General features: G+C 53.4%; 17 protein-coding genes. 7 read left to right on the top strand and 10 right to left on the bottom strand.

Annotated elements, in window-relative coordinates; translation table 11 throughout:
• The first annotated feature begins 2 nt into the window (after positions 1–2).
• Both HF685_RS12975 and rpoC read left to right on the top strand, forming a co-directional pair.
• Positions 3–518 carry a hypothetical protein gene (locus HF685_RS12975; RefSeq protein ID WP_168820354.1) on the top strand — a complete coding sequence of 172 codons (516 nt, stop codon included), beginning with the start codon at positions 3–5 and terminating at the stop codon, positions 516–518.
• Between the two features lie 2 nt (positions 519–520).
• Positions 521–4,834, top strand: coding sequence for a DNA-directed RNA polymerase subunit beta' (rpoC, locus tag HF685_RS12970; RefSeq protein WP_168820353.1), 4,314 nt, complete (start codon positions 521–523; stop codon positions 4,832–4,834).
• A 118-nt stretch (positions 4,835–4,952) separates the two neighbouring features.
• Here rpoC and HF685_RS12965 read toward each other — a convergent pair whose 3' ends face one another.
• Complete coding sequence (locus tag HF685_RS12965; RefSeq protein WP_168820352.1) at positions 4,953–6,113, bottom strand: GGDEF domain-containing protein; 1,161 nt, start codon at positions 6,111–6,113, stop codon at positions 4,953–4,955.
• Positions 6,114–6,487: 374 nt separating this feature from the next.
• Between HF685_RS12965 and HF685_RS12960 the strand changes: the two genes are divergently transcribed.
• Positions 6,488–8,260, top strand: coding sequence for a lipoxygenase family protein (locus HF685_RS12960; protein ID WP_246218617.1), 1,773 nt, complete (start codon positions 6,488–6,490; stop codon positions 8,258–8,260).
• A 67-nt stretch (positions 8,261–8,327) separates the two neighbouring features.
• Here the strand turns inward: HF685_RS12960 and HF685_RS12955 are convergent, their stop codons facing one another.
• Together HF685_RS12955 and HF685_RS12950 are read right to left on the bottom strand one after the other, a co-directional pair.
• Positions 8,328–8,909 (bottom strand): FMN-dependent NADH-azoreductase, encoded by a 582-nt coding sequence (locus HF685_RS12955; RefSeq protein WP_168820351.1) that lies wholly within the window; start codon positions 8,907–8,909, stop codon positions 8,328–8,330.
• A 110-nt stretch (positions 8,910–9,019) separates the two neighbouring features.
• Complete coding sequence (locus tag HF685_RS12950) at positions 9,020–9,736, bottom strand: pirin family protein (RefSeq protein ID WP_168820350.1); 717 nt, start codon at positions 9,734–9,736, stop codon at positions 9,020–9,022.
• Positions 9,737–9,860: 124 nt separating this feature from the next.
• Between HF685_RS12950 and HF685_RS12945 the strand changes: the two genes are divergently transcribed.
• The 3 genes from HF685_RS12945 to HF685_RS12935 are packed head-to-tail and all read left to right on the top strand — an operon-like array spanning position 9,861 to position 12,460.
• Positions 9,861–10,751 carry a LysR family transcriptional regulator gene (locus HF685_RS12945; RefSeq protein WP_168820349.1) on the top strand — a complete coding sequence of 297 codons (891 nt, stop codon included), beginning with the start codon at positions 9,861–9,863 and terminating at the stop codon, positions 10,749–10,751.
• Positions 10,751–11,431, top strand: coding sequence for a LysE family translocator (locus tag HF685_RS12940; RefSeq protein WP_168820348.1), 681 nt, complete (start codon positions 10,751–10,753; stop codon positions 11,429–11,431). The genes HF685_RS12945 and HF685_RS12940 overlap by 1 nt, the downstream gene beginning before the upstream one ends.
• On the top strand, positions 11,432–12,460 hold the full coding sequence (locus HF685_RS12935; RefSeq protein WP_168820347.1) for a M48 family metallopeptidase: 1,029 nt from the start codon (positions 11,432–11,434) through the stop codon (positions 12,458–12,460). It begins immediately after the preceding gene.
• Between the two features lie 48 nt (positions 12,461–12,508).
• Here HF685_RS12935 and HF685_RS12930 read toward each other — a convergent pair whose 3' ends face one another.
• From HF685_RS12930 to HF685_RS12900, 7 genes are all read right to left on the bottom strand, one after another.
• On the bottom strand, positions 12,509–12,781 hold the full coding sequence (locus HF685_RS12930) for a DUF6726 family protein (RefSeq protein WP_168820346.1): 273 nt from the start codon (positions 12,779–12,781) through the stop codon (positions 12,509–12,511).
• 61 nt (positions 12,782–12,842) lie between these two features.
• Positions 12,843–13,712: a UTP--glucose-1-phosphate uridylyltransferase gene (locus HF685_RS12925; protein ID WP_168820345.1), complete on the bottom strand. Its 870-nt coding sequence runs from the start codon at positions 13,710–13,712 to the stop codon at positions 12,843–12,845.
• Entirely contained in the window at positions 13,709–14,248 is a 540-nt protein-coding gene (gene msrA / locus HF685_RS12920) for a peptide-methionine (S)-S-oxide reductase MsrA (protein WP_168821519.1), read from the bottom strand. The genes HF685_RS12925 and msrA overlap by 4 nt, the downstream gene beginning before the upstream one ends.
• 18 nt (positions 14,249–14,266) lie before the next feature.
• A complete protein-coding gene (locus HF685_RS12915) occupies positions 14,267–17,362 on the bottom strand; it encodes an efflux RND transporter permease subunit (RefSeq protein ID WP_168820344.1) in 3,096 nt (1,031 codons plus the stop codon).
• Between the two features lie 91 nt (positions 17,363–17,453).
• A complete protein-coding gene (locus HF685_RS12910; protein WP_168820343.1) occupies positions 17,454–18,506 on the bottom strand; it encodes an efflux RND transporter periplasmic adaptor subunit in 1,053 nt (350 codons plus the stop codon).
• 143 nt (positions 18,507–18,649) lie between these two features.
• The gene (aqpZ, locus tag HF685_RS12905) at positions 18,650–19,366 is read right to left on the bottom strand and encodes an aquaporin Z (protein ID WP_168820342.1); all 717 of its coding nucleotides are present in this window, start codon (positions 19,364–19,366) and stop codon (positions 18,650–18,652) included.
• A 112-nt stretch (positions 19,367–19,478) separates the two neighbouring features.
• Positions 19,479–20,432, bottom strand: a complete 954-nt coding sequence (locus HF685_RS12900) for an L-threonylcarbamoyladenylate synthase (protein WP_168820341.1) — start codon at positions 20,430–20,432, stop codon at positions 19,479–19,481.
• A 66-nt stretch (positions 20,433–20,498) separates the two neighbouring features.
• Here HF685_RS12900 and HF685_RS12895 point away from each other — a divergent pair, with 66 nt between their 5' ends.
• Positions 20,499–22,250 carry an acyl-CoA dehydrogenase gene (locus HF685_RS12895; protein ID WP_168820340.1) on the top strand — a complete coding sequence of 584 codons (1,752 nt, stop codon included), beginning with the start codon at positions 20,499–20,501 and terminating at the stop codon, positions 22,248–22,250.
• The last annotated feature ends 1 nt before the right edge of the window (position 22,251 follow it).

Here is a 22,251-nt window from a genome sequence, read left to right as displayed (position 1 = left end):
CGATGGTAGCCGAAGGTCTTGCTGCTGACCGTGTGCAGGAATTCGGAATTTTGATGGAAGAAGGTGGTTGGAATGATGAAGGTTGCCGTTCCGGATTCGGGCATTGTGAAGCCTCAATTTCCGGCCATGGCGTCCGATTTACATGGATACGCGACCGATCGGACCAGCAATTCCTCGTCCGATTACTCGAAGATCCATGTTGGACACGCGACGAACCCGCCGATGGCATCAAACCGCCTTTCCCTGATTTACCTGAAATTCTCAGATCTCTTGGGCTTCTGGCAAAAAGTACCTGTGAGGACTTCCCAACAGCCTACAATCACTTGGCCGAAGTTAAATCGTACCTGTCCGATCCAGAAATTACGAGGAAAAGGTATAAGAAAGAGTTAGGTAGGGTTAAATTGCAGCATTCCAGATTGAAATTATCGAAGATACAGACCGATGTCCCTGACTGGCTTGATTTTGGGGATCGAATTAAGTCTTTAGAAAAAGCAATCCTAGCATTGTCGAGGAAATAATTATGAACCAAGTAACAAATTTCGCAAATCCGATCGCAAAGCCGGAAACATTTGACCAGATACAAATCGGTCTTGCCTCACCTGAGCGCATCCGCAGCTGGTCATTCGGTGAAATTAAAAAGCCGGAAACCATCAACTACCGTACGTTCAAACCAGAGCGGGACGGTCTGTTCTGCGCCCGTATCTTTGGTCCGGTAAAGGACTACGAATGCCTGTGCGGCAAGTACAAGCGCATGAAATACAAAGGCATCGTCTGCGAGAAATGCGGCGTTGAAGTCACAGTAACCAAGGTCCGCCGTGAGCGCATGGGTCATATCGACCTTGCCGCTCCTGTTGCGCATATCTGGTTCCTGAAATCGCTGCCATCGCGCATCGGTTTGCTTCTCGACATGCAGCTCAAGCAGCTTGAGCGTGTGCTCTATTTCGAAAGCTATGTCGTTATCGAGCCTGGTTTGACAGCATTGGAAAAATTCCAGCTGCTGACCGAAGACGAAATGCTCGAAGCGCAGGATGAATATGGCGAAGACGCTTTCTCTGCCGGTATCGGTGCGGAAGCAGTCAAGATCATGCTGCAGGATCTCGATCTGAAGCAGGAACGCGACGATCTGATGGAAGAACTGCGGGTTACCAAATCCACATTGAAACCAAAGAAGATCATCAAGCGCCTGAAAGTTGTCGAAAGTTTTATCGATTCTGGTAACAAGCCGGAATGGATGATCCTTGAGATTATTCCGGTTATTCCGCCTGAGTTGCGTCCTCTTGTTCCTTTGGATGGTGGCCGATTCGCAACCTCCGATCTGAACGATCTCTATCGCCGCGTGATCAACCGGAACAACCGCCTGAAACGCCTGATGGAACTGCGCGCGCCGGACATCATCGTCCGTAACGAGAAGCGTATGCTTCAGGAATCCGTTGATGCGCTGTTTGACAACGGTCGTCGTGGTCGCACGATTACCGGCGCAAACAAACGTCCTCTGAAATCTCTCAGCGACATGCTGAAAGGCAAGCAGGGCCGTTTCCGGCAGAACCTTCTTGGCAAACGCGTCGACTATTCCGGTCGTTCCGTCATTGTGACCGGTCCTGAGCTGAAACTGCATCAGTGCGGTCTGCCCAAAAAGATGGCACTTGAACTGTTCAAGCCGTTTATCTACGCGCGCCTCGACGCCAAGGGTCTTTCGATGACGCTCAAACAGGCTAAGAAATGGGTCGAGAAAGAGCGCAAGGAAGTCTGGGATATCCTCGAGGAAGTGATCCGCGAGCATCCCGTAATGCTGAACCGCGCGCCTACGCTGCACCGTTTGGGCATCCAGGCATTTGAGCCGGTACTGATCGAAGGCAAGGCTATCCAGCTTCACCCGCTGGTTTGTTCCGCCTTTAACGCCGACTTTGACGGTGACCAAATGGCCGTTCACGTTCCGCTTTCACTGGAAGCGCAGCTGGAAGCCCGTGTCTTGATGATGTCCACCAACAACATCCTTTCACCAGCAAACGGCAAACCAATTATCGTTCCTTCACAGGATATGGTTTTGGGCATCTATTATCTGACAATGGATCGCAAAGGCGAACCCGGCGAAGGCATGATGCTCACCGACATGGCCGAAGTGCATCAGGCATTGGAAGTTGGCGCGGTTACGCTCCACTCCAAGATCATCGCGCGTGTTCCTCAGACCGATGAAGACGGCAATGAAATCATGAAGCGGTTTGAAACAACCCCGGGCCGGATGCTGATTGCGGAATGTTTGCCGCAATCGCACAAGGTACCGTTTGACATTGTAAACCGCTTGCTGACGAAGAAAGAAGTCGGTGATGTGATCGATCAGGTTTACCGTCACACTGGACAGAAAGACACAGTGCTGTTTGCCGATGCGATCATGGGCCTTGGCTTCCGCCATGCCTGCAAGGCCGGCATCTCCTTTGGTAAGGATGATATGATCATCCCGGACTCCAAAGACAAAACAGTGGACGAAACCCGCGCTTTGGTGGCTGACTACGAGCAGCAGTATCAAGACGGCCTGATCACCCAGCAGGAAAAATATAACAAGGTTATTGACGCCTGGTCGCGCTGTGGTGACACGGTTGCGAATGCGATGATGGACGAACTGGCGGCAACCCCGCTCGACGAGAATGGCCGCGAAAAAGAGATCAACGCGATTTACATGATGAGCCACTCCGGTGCGCGTGGTTCGCCAGCGCAGATGAAGCAGCTTGGCGGTATGCGCGGCTTGATGGCGAAACCTTCTGGCGAGATTATTGAAACACCAATTATCTCGAACTTTAAGGAAGGCCTGACGGTTCTTGAGTATTTCAACTCCACCCACGGTGCGCGTAAAGGTCTCGCGGATACGGCGTTGAAAACCGCTAACTCGGGCTATCTGACCCGCCGTCTCGTTGATGTTTCGCAGGATTGTACGATCGTTGAAGACGATTGTAAGACTGAAAACGCGCTGGAGATGAAAGCGATTGTTCAGGGCGGTTCGGTTATCGCATCCTTGGGCGAACGTATTTTGGGCCGGACTATGGCTGAAGATATTGTAGACAGCAAAGACGACAGCGTTGTGATCAAATCGGGCACATTGCTTGACGAAGCAGCCATCAAGGTGATCGAAGAACTCGGAATTCAGTCGGCTCGCATTCGCTCTCCTCTGGTTTGCGAATCCAAAATGGGTGTCTGTGGCACTTGTTACGGACGTGATCTTGCTCGCGGTACACCGGTTAATATCGGCGAAGCGGTTGGTGTTATCGCTGCCCAGTCTATCGGTGAGCCTGGTACACAGCTAACGATGCGGACCTTCCACATCGGCGGCGCAGCACAGCTGAACGAGCAATCCAATCTGGAATCCGTTGCTGAGGGTACGGTTGAATATCGCGACATGCCGGTGATCGAGGACAAGAACGGACGGTTCCTGTCACTCGCTCGCTCCGGTGTTATTGCCGTGATCGACAATGATGGCCGCGAACGGTCTGCTGATAAAGTGCCTTATGGTACCAGCGTGCTGATCAAAGATGGCGCGAAGGTTAAATTGGGCGATCGTCTGGCTGAATGGGATCCGTTCACGATGCCAATGATTACCGAGAAACCGGGTGTCATTAAATATCAGGACGTGATCGAAGGCAAAACGATGACCGAGATTACCGACGAGGCGACCGGTATCGCCCAGCGCGTAATCATGGAATATCGGGCTTCCGGCCGCGGAGCCAACAAGGAAGATCTGCGTCCGCGGATGACTTTGCTGGACGAGAATAGCGGCGAAGCAGGTCGCTACATGCTGGCCAACGGAGCGACGTTGTCAGCTGCCGATGGTCAGACTGTTGAAGCTGGCGACGTTATTGCCCGTGTCTCTCGCGAAGCAGCGAAAACGCGTGATATTACCGGTGGTTTGCCACGCGTTGCTGAATTGTTCGAAGCACGTATTCCAAAGGACAACTCGATCATCGCCAAAATTGATGGCCGGATCGAATATGTTCGCGATTATAAAGCAAAACGTAAAATCGCGATTATTCCGGAAGAGGGCGATCCGGTTGAGTATCTCGTGCCGAAGACAAAAGTCATCGACGTGCAAGAGGGCGACTTTGTGAAGAAGGGCGATAATCTGGTTTCCGGTTCGCCTGATCCGCATGACATTTTGGAAGTCATGGGCGTTGAAGCTCTGGCCGAATATCTGGTTGCGGAAATTCAGGAAGTGTACCGTCTGCAGGGCGTGAAAATCAACGATAAGCACATTGAAACGATTGTTCGTCAGATGCTGCAAAAAGTTGAGATCACCAATGGTGGCGATACAACCCTTCTTCCTGGCGAGCAAATCGACAAGGAAGAGATGCTGGAATATAACGCCAAGCTAACCAAAAAGCAGACCCCTGCTGAAGGTAAGCCAGTATTGCTCGGCATCACCAAAGCATCGCTGCAAACGCGTTCATTTATCTCTGCTGCTTCTTTCCAGGAAACCACCCGGGTACTTACCCAGGCGGCGGTTGAAGGGAAGAAGGATCAGCTAATCGGCCTCAAGGAAAACGTGATCGTTGGACGCTTGATCCCGGCTGGTACAGGTGCAGGCATGAACCGTGCGCGCATCGCAGCAACCAGCCGCGATGCGGCTCTTCGGGCGCAACAGCAAAAAATGGTCGATGCCATGCAGGCTGCCGAAGATCTGAAGGCGGAAGAAGTTGCCAAGGCTGCGGCTCCAGTTACAGCAGAACCGACCGCTGAGGATGTTTTTGCAGCGCCGGCCGCAGAAGCGGACGTGGCAGTGGCGGAAGCGCCAGTCGATGAAGCCGAAGCGCCCGCAGACGCAGCAGAAGCGACTGGCAAGGAAGACTAAACTCTTCCTTCAACAGCAAACAAAGAGCCCCGCCGGAGATAATCCTGCGGGGTTTTTTGTTTCGTAAAACGCTGTGGCTGGAAATTCAGGAGGTGCGCACAAGAACGTTGCTATTTGTTCAAGTCGCTTTTTTAGGATCGCTGCGATTCTTGCGCCGGACGGTATCATGTTGACCGGACACCTCTGCTTTTGCAGCGTAAAGCGCCCGATCGGCAGTTTCAAACAAGGCTTCCTGGGTATTTCCATCATTTGGCCATTCCGCGACACCGACGCTTGCCCCCACCCGAATGACATGGCCATCAATATGACATGGCGGCGCAAGAGCAGCCAGCGCGTAGTCGGCTATGGTTGCGCTTTCCAGCGACGACCCATGGCGCACCAAAATCGCAAATTCATCACCGCCCATGCGCGCTACAATGGCCTCATCGCCGCAAGCTGAGCGCAGGCGACCCGCTATTTCAATAAGCAGCTTGTCGCCAATCGCGTGCCCATATTGATCGTTTACCGGTTTAAAACCATCGAGATCCATCAGCGCGATGGCAAACCCGCCCTCACTCTTATTAGTCGCAATTTCTTGTTCCAGAAATTCAGATAGAGCGCGCCGGTTGTGCAGACCGGTCAATGGATCGGTATTTGCCAAGTCTTGCATCTCGCGGCGCAGCAGCAACAGTTTGATAAATTGATTATTCTGCTGAGTGATCATGCGAAAGAGGAATATCGTCACCATGGTGAGGCTTGCAGCAGCCGACATATAAACGCGATCGGCTGTCAAAAGCAGCAGTGCCGTTATTGGGATTATCCCGATCACAATATTCAATATTGCTGCCCAGCGCACCGTGGAGAGGCAATAGATGGTTGTCAGCGAACCCATGGCCAATGTGAAAGGATAGAATAGCTTCATTTCCGGCGGCGCGTTAAACCAGCTATTGAGGCACCATATGCTGACCAAGACGCAGATTGTGGCGGAGAATACCGCTGATTCTGTGATGAACTTTCTGGCTAATTCGGCGCTTCCGGATGCATTGCGATCCTTAATCAACGCAAGAAAGCAAATCAGGCAGGACGAGCCGACGGCAATCGGAACACCAAAGCGGATCATCGGCGACGTGCCCGGCATCGAGGCATAGAGCACCATGGGAATAGTTAGAAACATGGCAAGCGAAAGCCAGCGCGACTGAATTTGCAGCCGGGTCGCGCTTAGCACGGCAAATTCGTCGCTGATTGATTCGGGCACCGGTGGGAACGTCTGCCGCCAAAGGTTATCTAGTATCGCTCTCATTCATCTGCGCTATCAATATTTGGTAAACGACCTGTTAACCACGATGCGCATTTGAGCAAAAAATCCTGCGATGTAAGATGATTACGAATTTTACATTGTGATAGATTTACCATTTTTTAACCATAAACTCGATATTTCGGTGCTTCTGTTCCACACACTCCGGGAAACGCCATGTCATTCGAGAACGCCAAATCTATAGTCCCCCAAGCAGCGCCGCCACGACAGTAAAACGTGGTGCATCCCACCCCAGCTTGCCGCAAAATGACAGCCCCGAACAAAAAACGGAACGCGAGCAGCAAATTTCCAACACATGCGAGCAATATCAATGGACTACCGAAGTGGAGGCTTTGCCTGGAGTGCCATTGGCAAAAGCCATGCCGTCCGACGATGATCCTTCTATTGCGTGGTGGCTTGATGTTCTGCACGTCGGCCTGGATATCATCAAGAATATCGCCGCCGTTTATACCCAGCCCATTTTCTCCGGTCTGAGCGCTGCAGAGAAAGAGATTATCGATCAGGCCTTACATGTGGCGCAGGAAGTTTCAAACGCGGTGGATGCGATCCGGTTAAAACACACACTGTCGAAAGATATCACTGATCTCGAAGCCGAAGTGCATCAAGCAGAGCAGCAATCCGATATCGATCAACTGAAACAACATGACAACGAAATTCGTGATATTATCGACATCATCATGGACATTTTGAAAGCTGTGGAGACCGCCGATACCCGCTCAATCGAAGCGTATCGCAATCTCTATCAAACCACGCCCGTACCGGCGATCGCCTATAACTTTCAGGACGATGATCTGTTTGCCCGCCTTCGCATCGCCGGGCCTAACCCCATGCTGATCAAAGGTATTGATGCGGTACCCGACAATTTCCCGGTTAGCGCCGAGCAATATGCCGCAGCCATTGCGGGTGATGATCTCACGACCGCCCTAGCTGATGGTCGGGTGTACTTGCTTGACTATGCGGAGTTGGAGATTTTGGCGGCCGGAGTTTGGAAAGGCCAGGCCAAATATGTTTATCAGCCAATGGCTTTGTTCGCCGTGCCTCCGGGCGGATCATCTTTGAAACCGGTTGCCATCCAATGCGGTCAGGACAACAATCAGTATCCGGTCGTGACACCGACCACTGCATCCTCTGGAAAATGGGGTTGGGAACTAGCCAAATTCGTCGTTCAGGTGGCCGACTGTAATTACCATGAGCTGTTTGTGCATCTTGCCGACACGCATCTGGTGAGCGAGGCCATTGCGGTTGCCACCCGGCGAAACCTTGCCAATAAACACCCTCTCTGGTCGCTGCTTGTGCCGCATTTTGAAGGCACTTTGTTTATCAACAATCTTGCAACACAGACATTGATCAATAAAGGCGGTCCGATAGACGCCTTCTTTGGCGGGACGATCACATCCAGCCAGATGGCTGCGGTCAAAGCACGCCTGTCTTTCGATTTTTATGACAAGATGTTGCACAACGACATGGCAAAACGCGCTGTCGGCGATTCTACCAAGCTGCCCGACTTTCCTTACCGCGATGATGCGCGGCTGGTGTGGGATGCTATCCACGACTGGGCACAGCAATATATCAATGTCTATTATGCAGATGATGACGCCATCACCGGCGACACCGAGCTCGCTGACTGGGCTAAATCGATTGCATGCGAAGGCCATGTTGCGGGTTTTACAGCAATCACATCGCGCGAGCAGTTGGTCGATGTGTGCACGATGATCATATTCACCGCCAGCGCCCAACATGCGGCGGTTAATTTTCCGCAAAAATCTCTTATGGCCTTTGCCCCAGCAATAACCGGCGGTGGCTGGACAGCGGCCCCGACAGAGCAACAAGGTCATGATAAACAGGAGTGGCTCAACTATATGCCGCCGATGTCTCTGGCTCTAGTGCAGCAAAGCTCATTAATTCTGTTAGGTTCGGTTTACTATCGGCCGCTTGGCGAATATCAAACCAATCGCTTCCCCTATCAGCAATGGTTCCGGGATGCGGTGATTACGGAAAGTGAAGGGCCTCTGGCACGCTTTCAAGCTGGCCTGCGGGCCGTTGAAGCGCGGATTATTGCCCGCAACAAGCAGCGAATGCATCCCTATACATATCTGCAACCCAGCCTGATCCCGACCAGCACGAACATATAGGGAGTATTGGATAACAAAAAACCTCGCCAGAGACGATCCGGCGAGGTCTTTTTCATCAGTCCAATATTTAAAGTGTCGACACCTGATCCATGGCCGTGTCCAGCGCGGCGTCGCCTTTCACCATTTGCTGGTCCGCCGCAATAAAAGTTACATCGGTTATGCCGACGAAACCAAGAACATGGCGAAGGTAGCCGGACGCAAAATCAATTGCGCTGCCCATCTCCGTGCCACCAGATGCGACAAGCACATAAGCTTTTTTGCCTGTCAGCAAGCCTTCCGGGCCATTGGCGGTGTAGTGAAATGTCTTGCGCGCCCGGGCGATCATGTCGATCCATGCTTTGAGCGCCGCGGGAACACCGAAATTATATATTGGCGTTCCGATTACCAGCGTATCGGCAGCAACAAGTTCTTCGACCAGCGCATCAGAATAAGCCAGTTCGGCCTTCTGGGCATGGGTGCGATCTGCCTCATCGGTGAAATTGGCGTTCACCCAATCTTCGGTCACAAATGAAACACCATCAGTTAAATCGCGGATAGTGACCGTTTCGGGTGCAAGCTTTTCGATCACCGAGTCAGTGAGCCTTCTCGAAGATGAACCGCTTTTGCGGGCGCTGGCGTCTATGCGGAGGATGCTATTGGACTGCGTCATGATTGTTTTTCCTTTGAATTGTTTGGAATAGAGCGACATTGTTTGGAATAGAGCGACGTTGAAGGGGCGCCTATATTTAGGGGAAGTAAGCGCCCCCTCCTTCGCGGGTGTCAGTGTTTGGTTTCGAACGCCTCGACAAAGACCAGCTCGCTGTCGCTGAGCGCTTCAATGTCCAGCGATGCAATATCCCGAATAGCCAGTGCATCGCGGGCATTCACTTCTTCGCCGTTGATTCGCAGCTTGCCAGCGGAACCGACAAGATAGACATGCGCACCATCGGCAATTTTGTGGATTATGGCTGTGCCTTTGCTGAGCGTTGCGCCATAAAGCCTTGCATCAGCCCGGATCATCAGCGCGCCGCTTTCGATATCTGCATCGAAACCGCTGGCGAGAATCTCCAATTGCCCGGACCGTTGGCCTTTCGGAAAGGCTTTCGCATTCCAGTGGGCATCGCCGCCGGGCGCACGCGGTTCGATCCAGATTTGAAAGAGCTTTGTCTGCTCACCTTCCAGATTATATTCGCTGTGCATCACGCCGCTGCCCGCACTCATCACCTGAACATCACCGGCCTCGGTACGGCCCTCATTGCCCATATTGTCGCGATGGGTGATCGCCCCCTCGCGGACATAGGTGATGATTTCCATGTCCTTGTGTCCGTGCATCGGGAAACCGGTGTGCGGATTGATCTCGTCATCATTCCACACGCGGATCGGGCCAAACCCCATGCGAGCGGGATCCCAATATTTGCCAAAGGAAAAATGGTGGCGGGCCTGTAACCATTCATGGTCCACATGAGCCAGGTCTTTAAATGCGCGTTTCTCGATCATTGTCATTCTCCTGTTGGAGCGGATCATTTCCGCTCGACTTGAGATTGAGATAGGCACATCTTTTAGTTTCTAAAATAGACAAGATAGAAATTGATTGTTTCTATTTTTTATCTAATGTAACCCGATGGCATTACCCGATTATGAAGCATGGGCGATATTTGCAGCGGTAGCGCGGCTCGGTAGCTTCACCGCTGCGGCAGCGGAACTTAGTCTTTCAAAACCAACCATATCCAAGGCGATAACCCGGTTGGAACAGTCGCTTGGTACAGTATTATTCCATCGAACATCGCGGAAAATATCACTTTCCACAGCAGGCTGTTCCTTGCTGCCGCACGCCCAGCAAATTGCGCAGGACGGCGAAGCGGCGATGGATGCCGCAAGAGATACCGCTCATCTGCTACGTGGTCAGGTCCGCATGGCTGCACCGCTCAGCTACGGTCTGTCCCATCTCGCTTCGGTGATCGCAAGCTTCATGACAAAATACCCGGAAATCGCTGTGGATGTGCAATTGAGCGACGCCAAAATTGATCTGGTTGATGAGGGTTTCGACGTCGCTGTCCGGATTGCCGCTCTGCCCGATAGCAGCCTGCGCGCCATCAGACTGCGCCGCATCGAAAGGCATTTTGTCACGTCACCTGCCTATATTGCGCGCAATGGCGAACCCAAGCATCCGGATCAACTTAGCGACCATGATTGTTTCATCTATTCCAACATACCCACGCCCGAAATCTGGCATCTGTCCGGTCCGGGGGGCAAGAAGGTCAGCGTCCAGCCGCGCTGCCGCCTGCGCTCCAACAACGGCTCGCTGGAGCTGGAATCCCTGATCGCCGGGCATGGCATCAGCAACCTTCCAGACTTTCTGATTGACGAGCATTTGCAATCAGGCAAACTCAAAAAAATCCTGAAAGACTGGCAGTTTGAACCCATTGATCTCAACATCGTCATGCCCCCTTCCCCACTGCGTCCCGCACGCGTAAATGCGCTGATCGACCATTTGAAAGAAAATTTGAACTAGTGCCTCTGGAAACCATCCTGCTATTTCTGATCGCCGATCTGATGTTCTGCCTGACGCCGGGGCCGGCAACTATGGTGACCGTCAGTCACGCGTTGCCACAGGGGCCTGCTGGCGGGATGCGGGGTGCATTGGGCCCCATTCTTGGAGTCAATTTTGGCAACTTTGTCTGGTACGGGCTGACCGCTTTCGGCCTGATCGCCTTGATTCAGGCGGTGCCAGTCGCTTATTCTGCACTGCGATGGATTGGTGTGGCCTATCTTGCCGGGATGGGCTTGCAAATGCTGCGCGGTGGCAATAGTCGCCTTGCCAGCCAGTCGGCGAGATCTGCCAATTTCAAGCGCGGCTTTCTAAATGGTCTGGCGGTCCACATGTCCAACCCGAAAGCACTGATGTTCTACGTCGCATTCATCCCGCCATTTATTGATCCGTCGGGCAATGTGCTACTGCAATTTGCAATTTTGGCGGGCCTGACCGTGATAACCGAGACAACCGGCCTGACATTTTATGCCGCGCTAGCTTCCAAAGCGCGCAACCTGGGCAATGCCGATTCCGCTCAGCCGTTTTTCCAGAAAATTGCAGCTGCAGTATTGGTTGGCGCGGCGCTTATATTGTCATGGTGGAATTTGACTGATGACTCTATGCAAACTGCGTTCAACTTGCCGAAAGTCTTGGTAGGATAAATGCCCAACATGTTTCGTTTCTGGCCCGTGATATGTATATTGGCAATATCTGCACCCTTGTCGGCGCAAGAGACCACCGAACCGGCATTCAACGCCAAAACCATATTGGCGCTTAAAAACCTGCAACTGCTGGATCAGCGCCTGTACACCGTTGGCTACCGGTTGGTGTCCGCAAACGAGCCGTTTTGCAGAACCAAGGTAGCAGGTGCCGGACTATTGCTACACGATATCAATCAATATGGTGATCAGGCCGCAGCCCGTTTCGCGCTGGGTTTTGATGGTCCGGTAGCGATTAATGCGGTTGCCCAGGACAGCCCGGCTGCAAATACAGGCTTGGCTCCGGGCAATGATTTGTTCGTGATTAACAATCTTGCCATAGCCGATATTGCGGTCAGCAATCAGGAGCTGGATTCTGAAGTGCCCGCATATCGCCGGCTCGCTGCGGTTAATGCGGCATTGGAAAATGCATTAAATAAGGGACAAACCCAATTGACCGTTAGTGTCGGCGGGATCAGGCAGATTGTTACCGTCGATCCGGTCCAAACCTGCCCAAGCCGATTCCAGATTCGTGTTAGCGATGATCGCAGCGCGTCGGCCGATGGAAGGATGGTCAGCATATCCTCCGCGCTCGCCGAATATTTTCAGAGCGATGATGAATTTGCTGCCGTGGCAGCGCATGAACTGGCTCATAATTTACTCCATCACAAAGACCGGTTAAACGAACAAAATGTCAATCGCGGGTTTTTCGGCCAGTTCGGTAAAAGCGCCGGGCGGATCAGGGAAACCGAAATAGAGGCGGACCGGCTGTCGGTCTGGCTGATGGCCAATGCAGGCTATGATCCGCAGGCCGCGATCCGGTTCTGGACGCGCTATGGCAAGGAGCATGGCAAAGGCATTTTCTCTGCTTCCACCCATTATAAATGGAAGAAAAGGGTGATGCTTTTTGAGGACGAGATAGCAAAAATGGCAGCGATGGGGCCGACAAGCGGGAAATATGCTCCGCCATTGTTGACCGCTGACAAACCCTGATCTTACCTTTGGTGCTGAGCCTGTCGAAGCAGGAACGGACCGGGCGCGTTAATAATCATCGCTATAGCGTTCCTTGCAATCCTTGCGTTCCTGCTTGTTGCGCGCATCATCAAGGCATAATTTGCGTTGGGCTTTGCGTTCGGCCAGCACCTTCCGGCCCACGTCCTCTTCTTTTTCGGATTGCGATTGAGTGGTTGCATCGACGGCGGTTTCAACCACCGTGCCTGCGGCCTTGAAAGGAGCCGAGATGATCTTGCTGGCGACACAGCCAGATAGCATGACGGGAATGGATGAAATCAAAACCAGTGTGATAATGCGCATGATATTCTCCTACTCGACATGTTCATGCGCGTCTTTGGCTGAAACTGGCATGAATGTCATTTTAGCCCTCGGCCAGCAACTTGGTCGCAATCTCCCGAATATCACTACCAATTTCGGGATGCGCCAATGCGAGCGCCAGATTGGCCTCGACATAGCCTTGCTTCGACCCGCAATCGTAACGCTTGCCATCAAAGGTCATCCCGTGAAACGGCTGCTGCCCGATCATCTGCGCCATTGCGTCGGTCAACTGAATCTCACCACCAGCGCCTGCTTCCTGCGTTTCCAATATGCGCATAACTTCGGGCTGCAAGATATAGCGACCAGGAACGATCAGGTTGGACGGCGCTGTTCCGGCTGCGGGTTTCTCAACTAAGCCTTTGACTTCGGTAATCGCGCCATCACGATAGCCAGGGTCGATCACCCCGTAAGATGGCGTATCTTCCATTGGAATTTCCAGCGCGCAAACCAGATTTCCGCCAAGCTTATCATAGGCATCGGCCATCTGTTTCATACAGCCAGGGCTGCCAACCATAAATTCGTCCGGCAGAAATATTGCAAAGGGTTCATCACCGACAATATCCCGTGCGCACCAGATTGCATGCCCAAGCCCCAGCGGCTCCTGTTGGCGCACAAATACACAGTCGCCCGGCTTGAGCCTTGTACCGTCCAGTGCTGAACCATCCTTGTCGCGATCCGCCATCGTCCGTTCGAGCTCATAGGCCATGTCGAAATGATCCTCGATCATCCCCTTGCCACGGCCATTGACGAAGATCATCTGTTCGATTCCGGCTTCCAGCGCCTCATCCACCGCATATTGCAACAGCGGGCGGTCCACGATCGGAAAAAGCTCTTTGGGCATCACCTTGGTCGCCGGAAGGAAACGGGTTCCCATGCCTGCAACTGGAAAAACGGCTTTTTTAATCGGCTTCATGCCTTTGCATTGTCCTTTAGCTTGTCAGCAAAACTGGTCCGCAGCTTTTGTAGCTTTGGTGGAATAGTGGCAACGCAATAAGGATTACCGCGCCCCTCATCAGCCCAATATTGCTGGTGATAGTCCTCGGCCACATACCAGGTGGCAGGCCCTTCAATCGTCGTCACGATCGGTTCATTACGGCCTTCAGCAGCGCGGGACATGCCCGCTTCGGCCTCGGTCCGCTGTCCATCATTTAACGGAAAAATTGCCGAGCGATATTGTGTGCCTACATCATTGCCCTGCCGGTTTAACTGGGTCGGGTCATGGGTCGCAAAGAAAATATCCAGTAAATCGGAATAGCTGACCACCGCGTCGTCGAAACCAATTTTTATCGCTTCGGCGTGTCCGGTCGTTCCGGAGCAAACCTCCCGATAGCTAGGGTCGGGATTATTACCGCCAATATATCCGCTTTCGACCGATTTAACGCCGGCGATATCGTTGAACACCGCCTCCGTGCACCAAAAACATCCGCCTGCGAAAATTGCTTCCTGCATTGCCATGTGAAACTCCTATCAGACAGGGGCCGGTTTATCACCAGTACCGCCATTTCCATTCTTGGCAACGCGCCGTTCTTCATCACGACGCGCTACCAGCCAATACATAGCTGGGGTTACAACGCGGGAAAGCAAGGTCGAACTGATCAAACCGCCGATAATTATGATCGCAACCGGCGCGTAGAGCGACCCGCCCAATATCGCCAGCGGCAAAAGCCCGCCAATGGCCGTGACCGACGTCAACAAAACGGGCAGGAAGCGAACTTCGCCGGCCTTCTCGATTGCATCACGAAGCCCCATTCCCTGATCCCTGAGCTGGGTCGTAAAATCGACCAGCAATATCGAATTTTTAATCTCGATGCCGATCAGCGCAATAAACCCGATGACCGCCATGAAACTCAGCGAATTACCGGTGATAAACAGCGCGATCAATCCGCCGAACGTTCCCAAGGGGATGACGCCGGCAACCACAATAGTCTCCTTAAACCGCCGGAACTCGGCAACCAGAATGCCGAATATCACCAGTAGCGATGTAATAACAATAGGTCCAAGATCACCAAATGTCTCGCCAATCGCCTCGCTTTCGCCGCCCACTTCGAATGAGTAACCTTCAGGAAAGTCGATCTGTTTAATCTTCCTAACCGCCCTGTCAGTCACCGTTGCACTTACCGCGCCAAGCTCTACCTGCGCTGTTACCGAAATCGATCGTTCGAGCTGGTAACGCTGAATTTGTGGCGGTGCATTGGTAAGTTTGGGGTTGCTGATTTGAGACAAGGCGATCGGATCCCCGCTCCGGGTAGCCAGATAAACATCATCAAGCGCAGACACCGGCTGGGTATCTCTGAGCGGCAATCTCACGGTCACCGGATAATTATCGCCTTCTTCATCCCGGAATGTCGCTGCGCGCTCACCGCTTAGCGCCAGTCTGATAGCGCGGCGCGGTTCGCCTGCGGGAATATTGAGCAATGCGGCCTTTTGCTCGTCCAGCCCTATGTCCAGGTCAATTTTATCAGTCGCCACGGGGTTGTTAATATCCCGAGCACCGGGAGTATCTCGCAATATGTCTGCCACTTGCCCGGCAAGAGTTTTCAGTTCATCCAGCTTGGGTCCGGCAATGCGGATAGCAACAGGCGCTTCAATTGGTGGTCCGTTGTTAAACAACTCCAGCTTGATTCGTGCACCGGGAATCGTATCAAATTTCTTGCGCAGGCGTTCGACCATTTCAGGGCTGTCGGTCTTGTCCCACTCATCCATGACCGCCAATATCTCACCGTAGTTGGTCCGTTCTGCTCCTGGCCCGACATTGTAGAAAACTTGCGGGTTGCCCCGACCAATGTTCTCGGCGCGCACCACCACCGACGGTTCATTTTCCAATATTTCAGCGACATCCTTGATGACAATATCAGTCTGGTCGAGACTGCTGCCCTGCTCTGTTTCAACGGAAACCCGGAAATAGGGCGCGTCGGCGACAGGGAAGAGCGAGAACCCCATCGAGGGCACCAGTGCAAATGCAGAGGTGCACAGGACCAGCGCGATTACCACGGTTTTCCAAGGCGCACCCAATGCGACATGAAGAAACGGCCGGTAGAAGCGCTGGATTTTTTCACTGACCCAACGAAACGCAAAATTGCCTTCCGGATTCTCATCCCGCTTGAGCATCTTGCTGGCAAAGAATGGAATCAGCGAAAGCGAAATTACCAGCGAAGCGAGCACGGTCAACATGATCGCGAGGAAGAATGAATTGGTATAGGAACCCGCACCGCCCGGCAAAAAAAGCAACGGCGCAAAGGCAAACACCAGCACGAACGTAGAACCGATCACAGCGCCCCGAATTTCCAGAGAGGCATCTATGGCCGCCTGTTTGCGGGTTTTGCCCATCCGCAGATGCCGGGCGATATTTTCGGTCACGACAATGCTGTCATCAACCAGTAACCCCAGCGAAACAATGAAGCCCGCAATGGAGAGCTGACTGAGGTTATATCCGAACGCCTGTAGTGCGACCAACCCGGAAGCCAAAGAGAGCGGAATGGAAATCATCACGATCCCCGATGCGCGAAAGCCGAGCGGCAACAGTGTGATGATCACCAGCCCGATAGCAATCAGAAAATCTCGGCTCAACTCGCCCAAACGCCGCTCCACGTCGCGGCTCTGATCCATCTGCATCTCAAGCTTGATGTCCGGCGGCAAAATATCGCGCTGCCCGTCCAGTTCTGTGTCCAGCTGTTTGATAAGCCGCGAAACATCAATGCCATCTTTTTGCGTCGCGGCCAAAAACACCGCCCGCTTGCCGTTGTGGCGGGTGCGGTAGATTTGTTCGGCAGCGCCCCATTTTATGTCCGCCACATCACCGACAGTCAGCAAAGTTCCGCCTGATGCCCGCAGCGGCAATTCGCGGATTTTATCCAGATCACGGAAAACGCCGCCAGCATCGACATTCAATCGCCGGCCGCCACTTTGCACCGCCCCGCCCGGAAAATCCAGACCACCCTGCCGCACCGCATCCGCCAATGCACTGGGCGCCACTTTAAGTTCCGACATTCGCGCCGCATTGATTTCAATACTGACTTCCGGTTGCGGCAGGCCGAAGATTTGTACTTCCCTGACATCGTCATAACGGGTCAATTTATCGACCAGATCATCAGCATATTTTTCCATCCGCCGCCAGGACGCAGTTTCGCTTACCAGCGCGACCTGAACGACGGCCGCTTCGGTCGTCCGGTACCGGCGAAATTCGAGACGCTGCAAATTCGCCGGCAAGTCACTGCGAATGGCAGAGATTTCCCGTATGACATCATCGAAATAACCCTCGACCTTGGCCCCGCGCCATTCCGTGAATGTCACCCGGATAGTCGTACCGCCATCGGTACTCGTTGAGACAATCTCGTCGATATCATCCAGCGATTGCACTGCATCTTCAATGGGCTTGGCAACCGTCTCCTCCATATCCTGCGCATCAGCGCCGGGCAGCACGGCAATGATGTTGACCGAAGGAATAGGAAAATGCGGATCAACCGCTCGGGGAATCGTAAAAAGCGCGTTGAGGCCAAGCAGCACCAGCAACAGGAAGAGTACCATGGTGAGCTGCCAGCGCTCAATAACAAATCTTGCCAGCATTTCAGTTAATGACCCGGAGCGCTGGTCGATCCATTTTCAGGAAGCCGCAGCTTGAAAGTTTGCTCTGCTCGGTCATCAATACCATCAACCGCTATTTCGCGGCCCGAATGGGTTTGATGATATCACCATCGCGAAGTTTTTCGACGCCACGGGTTACAATGGTGTCGCCCTCATTCAGGCCTGAGGCGATCTCGAGAGTCTTGTCGTTTAGCGCGCCAATGATCACGCCGCGCTGTTTGACCCGGTTTTTCTTGTCGACGACAAAAACCAGGCCTTCACCGGTACGCAGTCCAAAAATTGCGGTTGCCGGAACAGCTATTGACCCGTCATTGTTGCGAGACACTTCAATATCCACGGTGCCCAATTGACCGGACCGCAAACGACCACTGGCAGGCAGCAGGAAACTGACTTCAAACGTGCCGGTGCTAGAATCAGCGCGACCATCTTTTTCGCTGACAACCGCCTCAAACGGTTCGTCGCTCACCGCTGATATAGTAACATTTGCCCGCATACCCACCCGCACCCGGGAGGCATCGGCATCGGTCAAAGGCACTCGCAACACAAAACCCTTACCAGTTTCACCGAGCACGAGAGCGGTTTGCCCCGCCGCCACGATCTGGCCCGCATCAATGTTGCGTGCCAAAATAATACCACCGCTCGGAGCGGTTATCCGCGCCGTGCGGCTAGCAAATCCGCTCGCATTCACGCGCGCCAAGGCCGCTTTTGAAGCCGCCTCTGATTGTTCTAGACGCGCTTTGGTAACCCAGCCATCCTTGTAGAGTGACTCTATCCGGCTGAGTTCAGCGTCGGCCCGTTCACGCTCGGCCTGCGCGGCGTCCAAATCGGCAGAAACCGTGCTGTTATCCAAAGCGGCCAGCACAGCACCCTGTTTTACCTGATCGCCTTCATCATAGCGGACCGAAGCGACTTTGCCAGAAGTGGTGAACCCAAGTTCCGTTTCGCGCCGCAGACGCACAGTACCAGCACTAGTGATAATCTCGGTTCCGCTGGCAGGCAAGACTGTTTGAACAGCGGCTGGGATAGGATCACGGTTCTTCGGTTTTTCCTCTGCTTCAGTTTCGCTGCAACCGAGCAACAATGCTGGCAAAACCAGAAGTAGGTATCTGTGCAGTAACCGCGCCATAACTCGGATATCTATCCCCCTAAGAATGCCCCTTCTTAAGTGGCGAAATCGACTTGGACCAACAAAAAATTGCGTTTTGCAACCAAAAAGGTCCGGTTTTGTCAACCGGACCTTGTTTACAGTGCTTGAGAATGGGCTTTGGCTTACTCGCCAACGACATCCTGTCCGGAACCATCAAAAAATTTATAGACAAAACCAGCGAGAATGGCGCCGATAATCGGGGCTACCCAGAAGAGCCAAAGTTGGCCCATGGCCGCGCCACCTTCGATAAGCGCCGGGCCGGTACTGCGCGCAGGATTGACCGACGTGTTAGTAACCGGGATGCTGATCAAATGAATCAGCGTCAGGCCCAGTCCAATCGCCAAAGGCGCAAAACCTGCTGGCGCACGGCCGTCGGTTGCACCCAAAATTATCATCAGGAAAAAGAAGGTCAGCAATATTTCAATAGCCAGCGCAGCGCCCATGGCATAGCCGCCCGGCGACCTATCACCATATCCATTAGATGCCAGACCGTTTTCCACGATATTATAATCGGCATGGCCGGTCGCAATAAGATATAGCGCCGCTGCTGCTGCAACCGCGCCAACAACCTGCGCAATGATATAGACCGGAATTTCATTGGCCGGAAACCGTCCGCCGGCCCAAAGTCCTATGGTCACCGCAGGGTTGAGATGGCAGCCGCTGATATGGCCGATTGCATAAGCCATAGTCACCACAGTCAAACCAAATGCCAGTGATACGCCGAGCAGGCCAATGCCTACCTCCGGAAACGCTGCTGATATAACAGCACTACCGCAACCGCCGAAAACAAGCCAGAATGTACCTATAGCTTCTGCCAGAGCCTTTTGAATTGCAGTCATAACACCCTCCCACTTATAGTTTTAGTCGAACCAGATCAGAGGCAATTTAACGCAAAACTGCTATTATCACAAACTTTATGCTGTCAATTGTTGTAACGCGAGACCTCTACCATCAGTGCGCCGCACGCTGCAGACGATCATTGATGGCGGCACCAATGCCCTGATGTGGTATCGGCGCTACGGCGATACTGGTGCGGTCACTGGCGTCAGCTTCATGCAGAACGGCGAATAAGTTGCTGGCGGCTTCGGCAAGGTCTCCGTCAACTGACAGACAGCGATCACCATGAATATCGCCAAAACCGATATAAAACTCCCGTTGTTCCGACTGCTCTGCATTGAGCCGCAAAGACTTGATTGGCGCATAATGGCTAGCAAGTTGACCGGGTGCTTCAATATCACTTGATTGTTGGATCATCGCAGCCACACCAGCGACCTCAAAAAGCTGCTCAGCGGTAACCGGCCCGTGGCGCAAAATCTCATAACCATTGCCGCGAATGGCAACAATGGTCGATTCCAAACCGCTTTCACAGGGGCCGCCATCCAATATTATCGGTGCAGCATCACCAAGGCTTTCGCTGACATGGTCCCTGCGAGTCGGGCTAATGCCGCCGCTTCTATTAGCCGAGGGTGCCGCCAAAAAGAGACCGCTCGCTTCCAAAAGTGCGCGCATGACAGGGTGGGCCGGACACCGGATTGCGATGGTTTCCAGCCCAGCTGTGACAGCCGGAGCAGCAGGGCAGTCGCCAGTTTTGGGAACCACCAAAGTGAGCGGACCCGGCCAGAATGTTTCCGCCAGCTCTCTCGCAAGATCATTAAACTGCCCAAGCGTCAGCGCCGCTTCAAGATTGCTAACATGCACAATGAGCGGGTTGAAATCCGGACGGCCTTTGGTCCGGTAAATTTCGGCCACAGCGGTTCCATTGGTCGAATCAGCAGCGAGACCGTAGACCGTTTCCGTTGGGACAGCGACAAGACCGCCTTCCTGCAAACGCTGCGCGGCTTCGGCAATCGTCACTGTGCCGTAACGTCGCTCGGCGCTGCCAATATGATCATTTGAGCCAGACATGATAGGGCGCTATAGCGAAGCCGAATTTCAAGCAACAGCAGATATACATATCCAGGAATTGATACGATGAGTTTTACCGCCCCCAGCCGCGAACAGAATTTCGTTCTCAAACATATCGCCAATATCGGCGCGCTTGCCGAGCATGAGCGTTTTGCTGACGCGAGCGAGGATATGGTTGAGGCGATCGTCGAGGGGATCGGGCAATTTGCAGCGGGCGAGTTTGCGCCGATTAACCGGACTGGTGATACTGTCGGCGCAAAATGGGATAGCGGCAAGGTTACTACGCCCCCGGGCTTTAGAGAAGCTTATCAGCAGTTCGTCGACGGCGGCTGGGCTTCGATTGACGGGCCGGAAGAATTTGGCGGTCAGGGCCTGCCCTATTCGCTTTCTGCGCTCATACTGGAAACCTGCGGCGCGGCGAATTTTGCCTTCACCTTATGCCCGATGCTGAGTTTTGGCGCCGTCGAGGCCATTCACGCCCACGGTAGCAATGACCAAAAAGCTGCTTTTTTGCCGAAAATGATCTCCGGCGAATGGACTGGAACGATGAACCTCACCGAACCGCAAGCGGGCAGCGACGTTGGTGCATTGCGCGCGACGGCCGATCCGATCAGCGAGGGCGAGCATGCGGGGAAATATAAGATCAAAGGGCAGAAGATTTATATCACCTTCGGCGAGCATGATCTGACGGACAATATCATCCATCTGGTTTTGGCCCGGACACCCGGCGCACCAGAAGGCACGCGCGGTATATCGCTGTTCATTGTTCCCAAATTTCATCTTGATGCCGATGGGAATCCCGGCGCGCCCAATGATGTGACCTGCGTTTCCATCGAACATAAGATCGGCATTCATGGGTCGCCCACGTGCGTGATGGCTTATGGCGAGAATGACGATTGTATCGGCGAGATGATAGGCGACGAATTTGGCGGGATGAAAGCGATGTTCACGATGATGAACAACGCGCGCATCAATGTTGGTTCACAAGGTGTGCAAATCGGCGAGCGGGCAACCCAGCAGGCGATCATGTTTGCGATGGATCGGGTACAATCGGCGCGGGCTGGCAGCGGTTCGAAAGACCCGGTAGCGATTATCGAACATCCCGATGTGCGGCGGATGCTGCTGCGATCCAAAGCGCTGACCCAGGCGGCTCGGGCTTTGCTCTATTATGCGACGTCGCATGTCGATCAGGCGACGCTCGACATCGAAGGTGCGAAATCCCGCGCGGAAATCCTGACGCCGCTCATCAAGGGTTATGGCACGGATGTTGGCAACGAAGTCGCATCCATTGGCGTGCAAGTGCATGGCGGTATGGGCTTTATTGAAGAAACCGGTGCGGGGCAGCATTTTCGCGATGCGCGGATTGCCCCGATTTATGAAGGTACCAACGGCATTCAAGCGGCGGATCTAGTCGGGCGCAAACTCGGCCTTGATGGCGGTGATGCAATGATGGCGTTAATCACTGACATTAAAGCAGAAGCGCAAGATGAAGACGCGCTGATGCTATTGGCTGGTGCCTGTGAAGATATCGCAAACTGGATGGCGAGTGGCGATGCGTCAATCGATGACCGGCTAGCGGGCAGCTACCCTTTCATGACCATGCTGGCGACAGCGACCTGCGGGATGTTGATGAAAAAGCAGCACCGGATCGCCAAAGCAGAACTTGCTGACGGCAACGATCCATTCCTCAAAGCCAAGCTGGTGACCACGCGTTATTATCTCGACCATCTGGTGCCCGAAGTCATGGGCCTCAAAGCAGCGGCAATGGGTGGCGCAGATATCCTTTACACATTGAGCAGCGACGAACTGGCAGCCTGAC

Source organism: Parasphingorhabdus halotolerans, from assembly GCF_012516475.1.
Classification (GTDB): Bacteria; Pseudomonadota; Alphaproteobacteria; order Sphingomonadales; family Sphingomonadaceae; genus Parasphingorhabdus; species Parasphingorhabdus halotolerans.
This window is presented reverse-complemented; position numbering and strand designations above follow the sequence as displayed.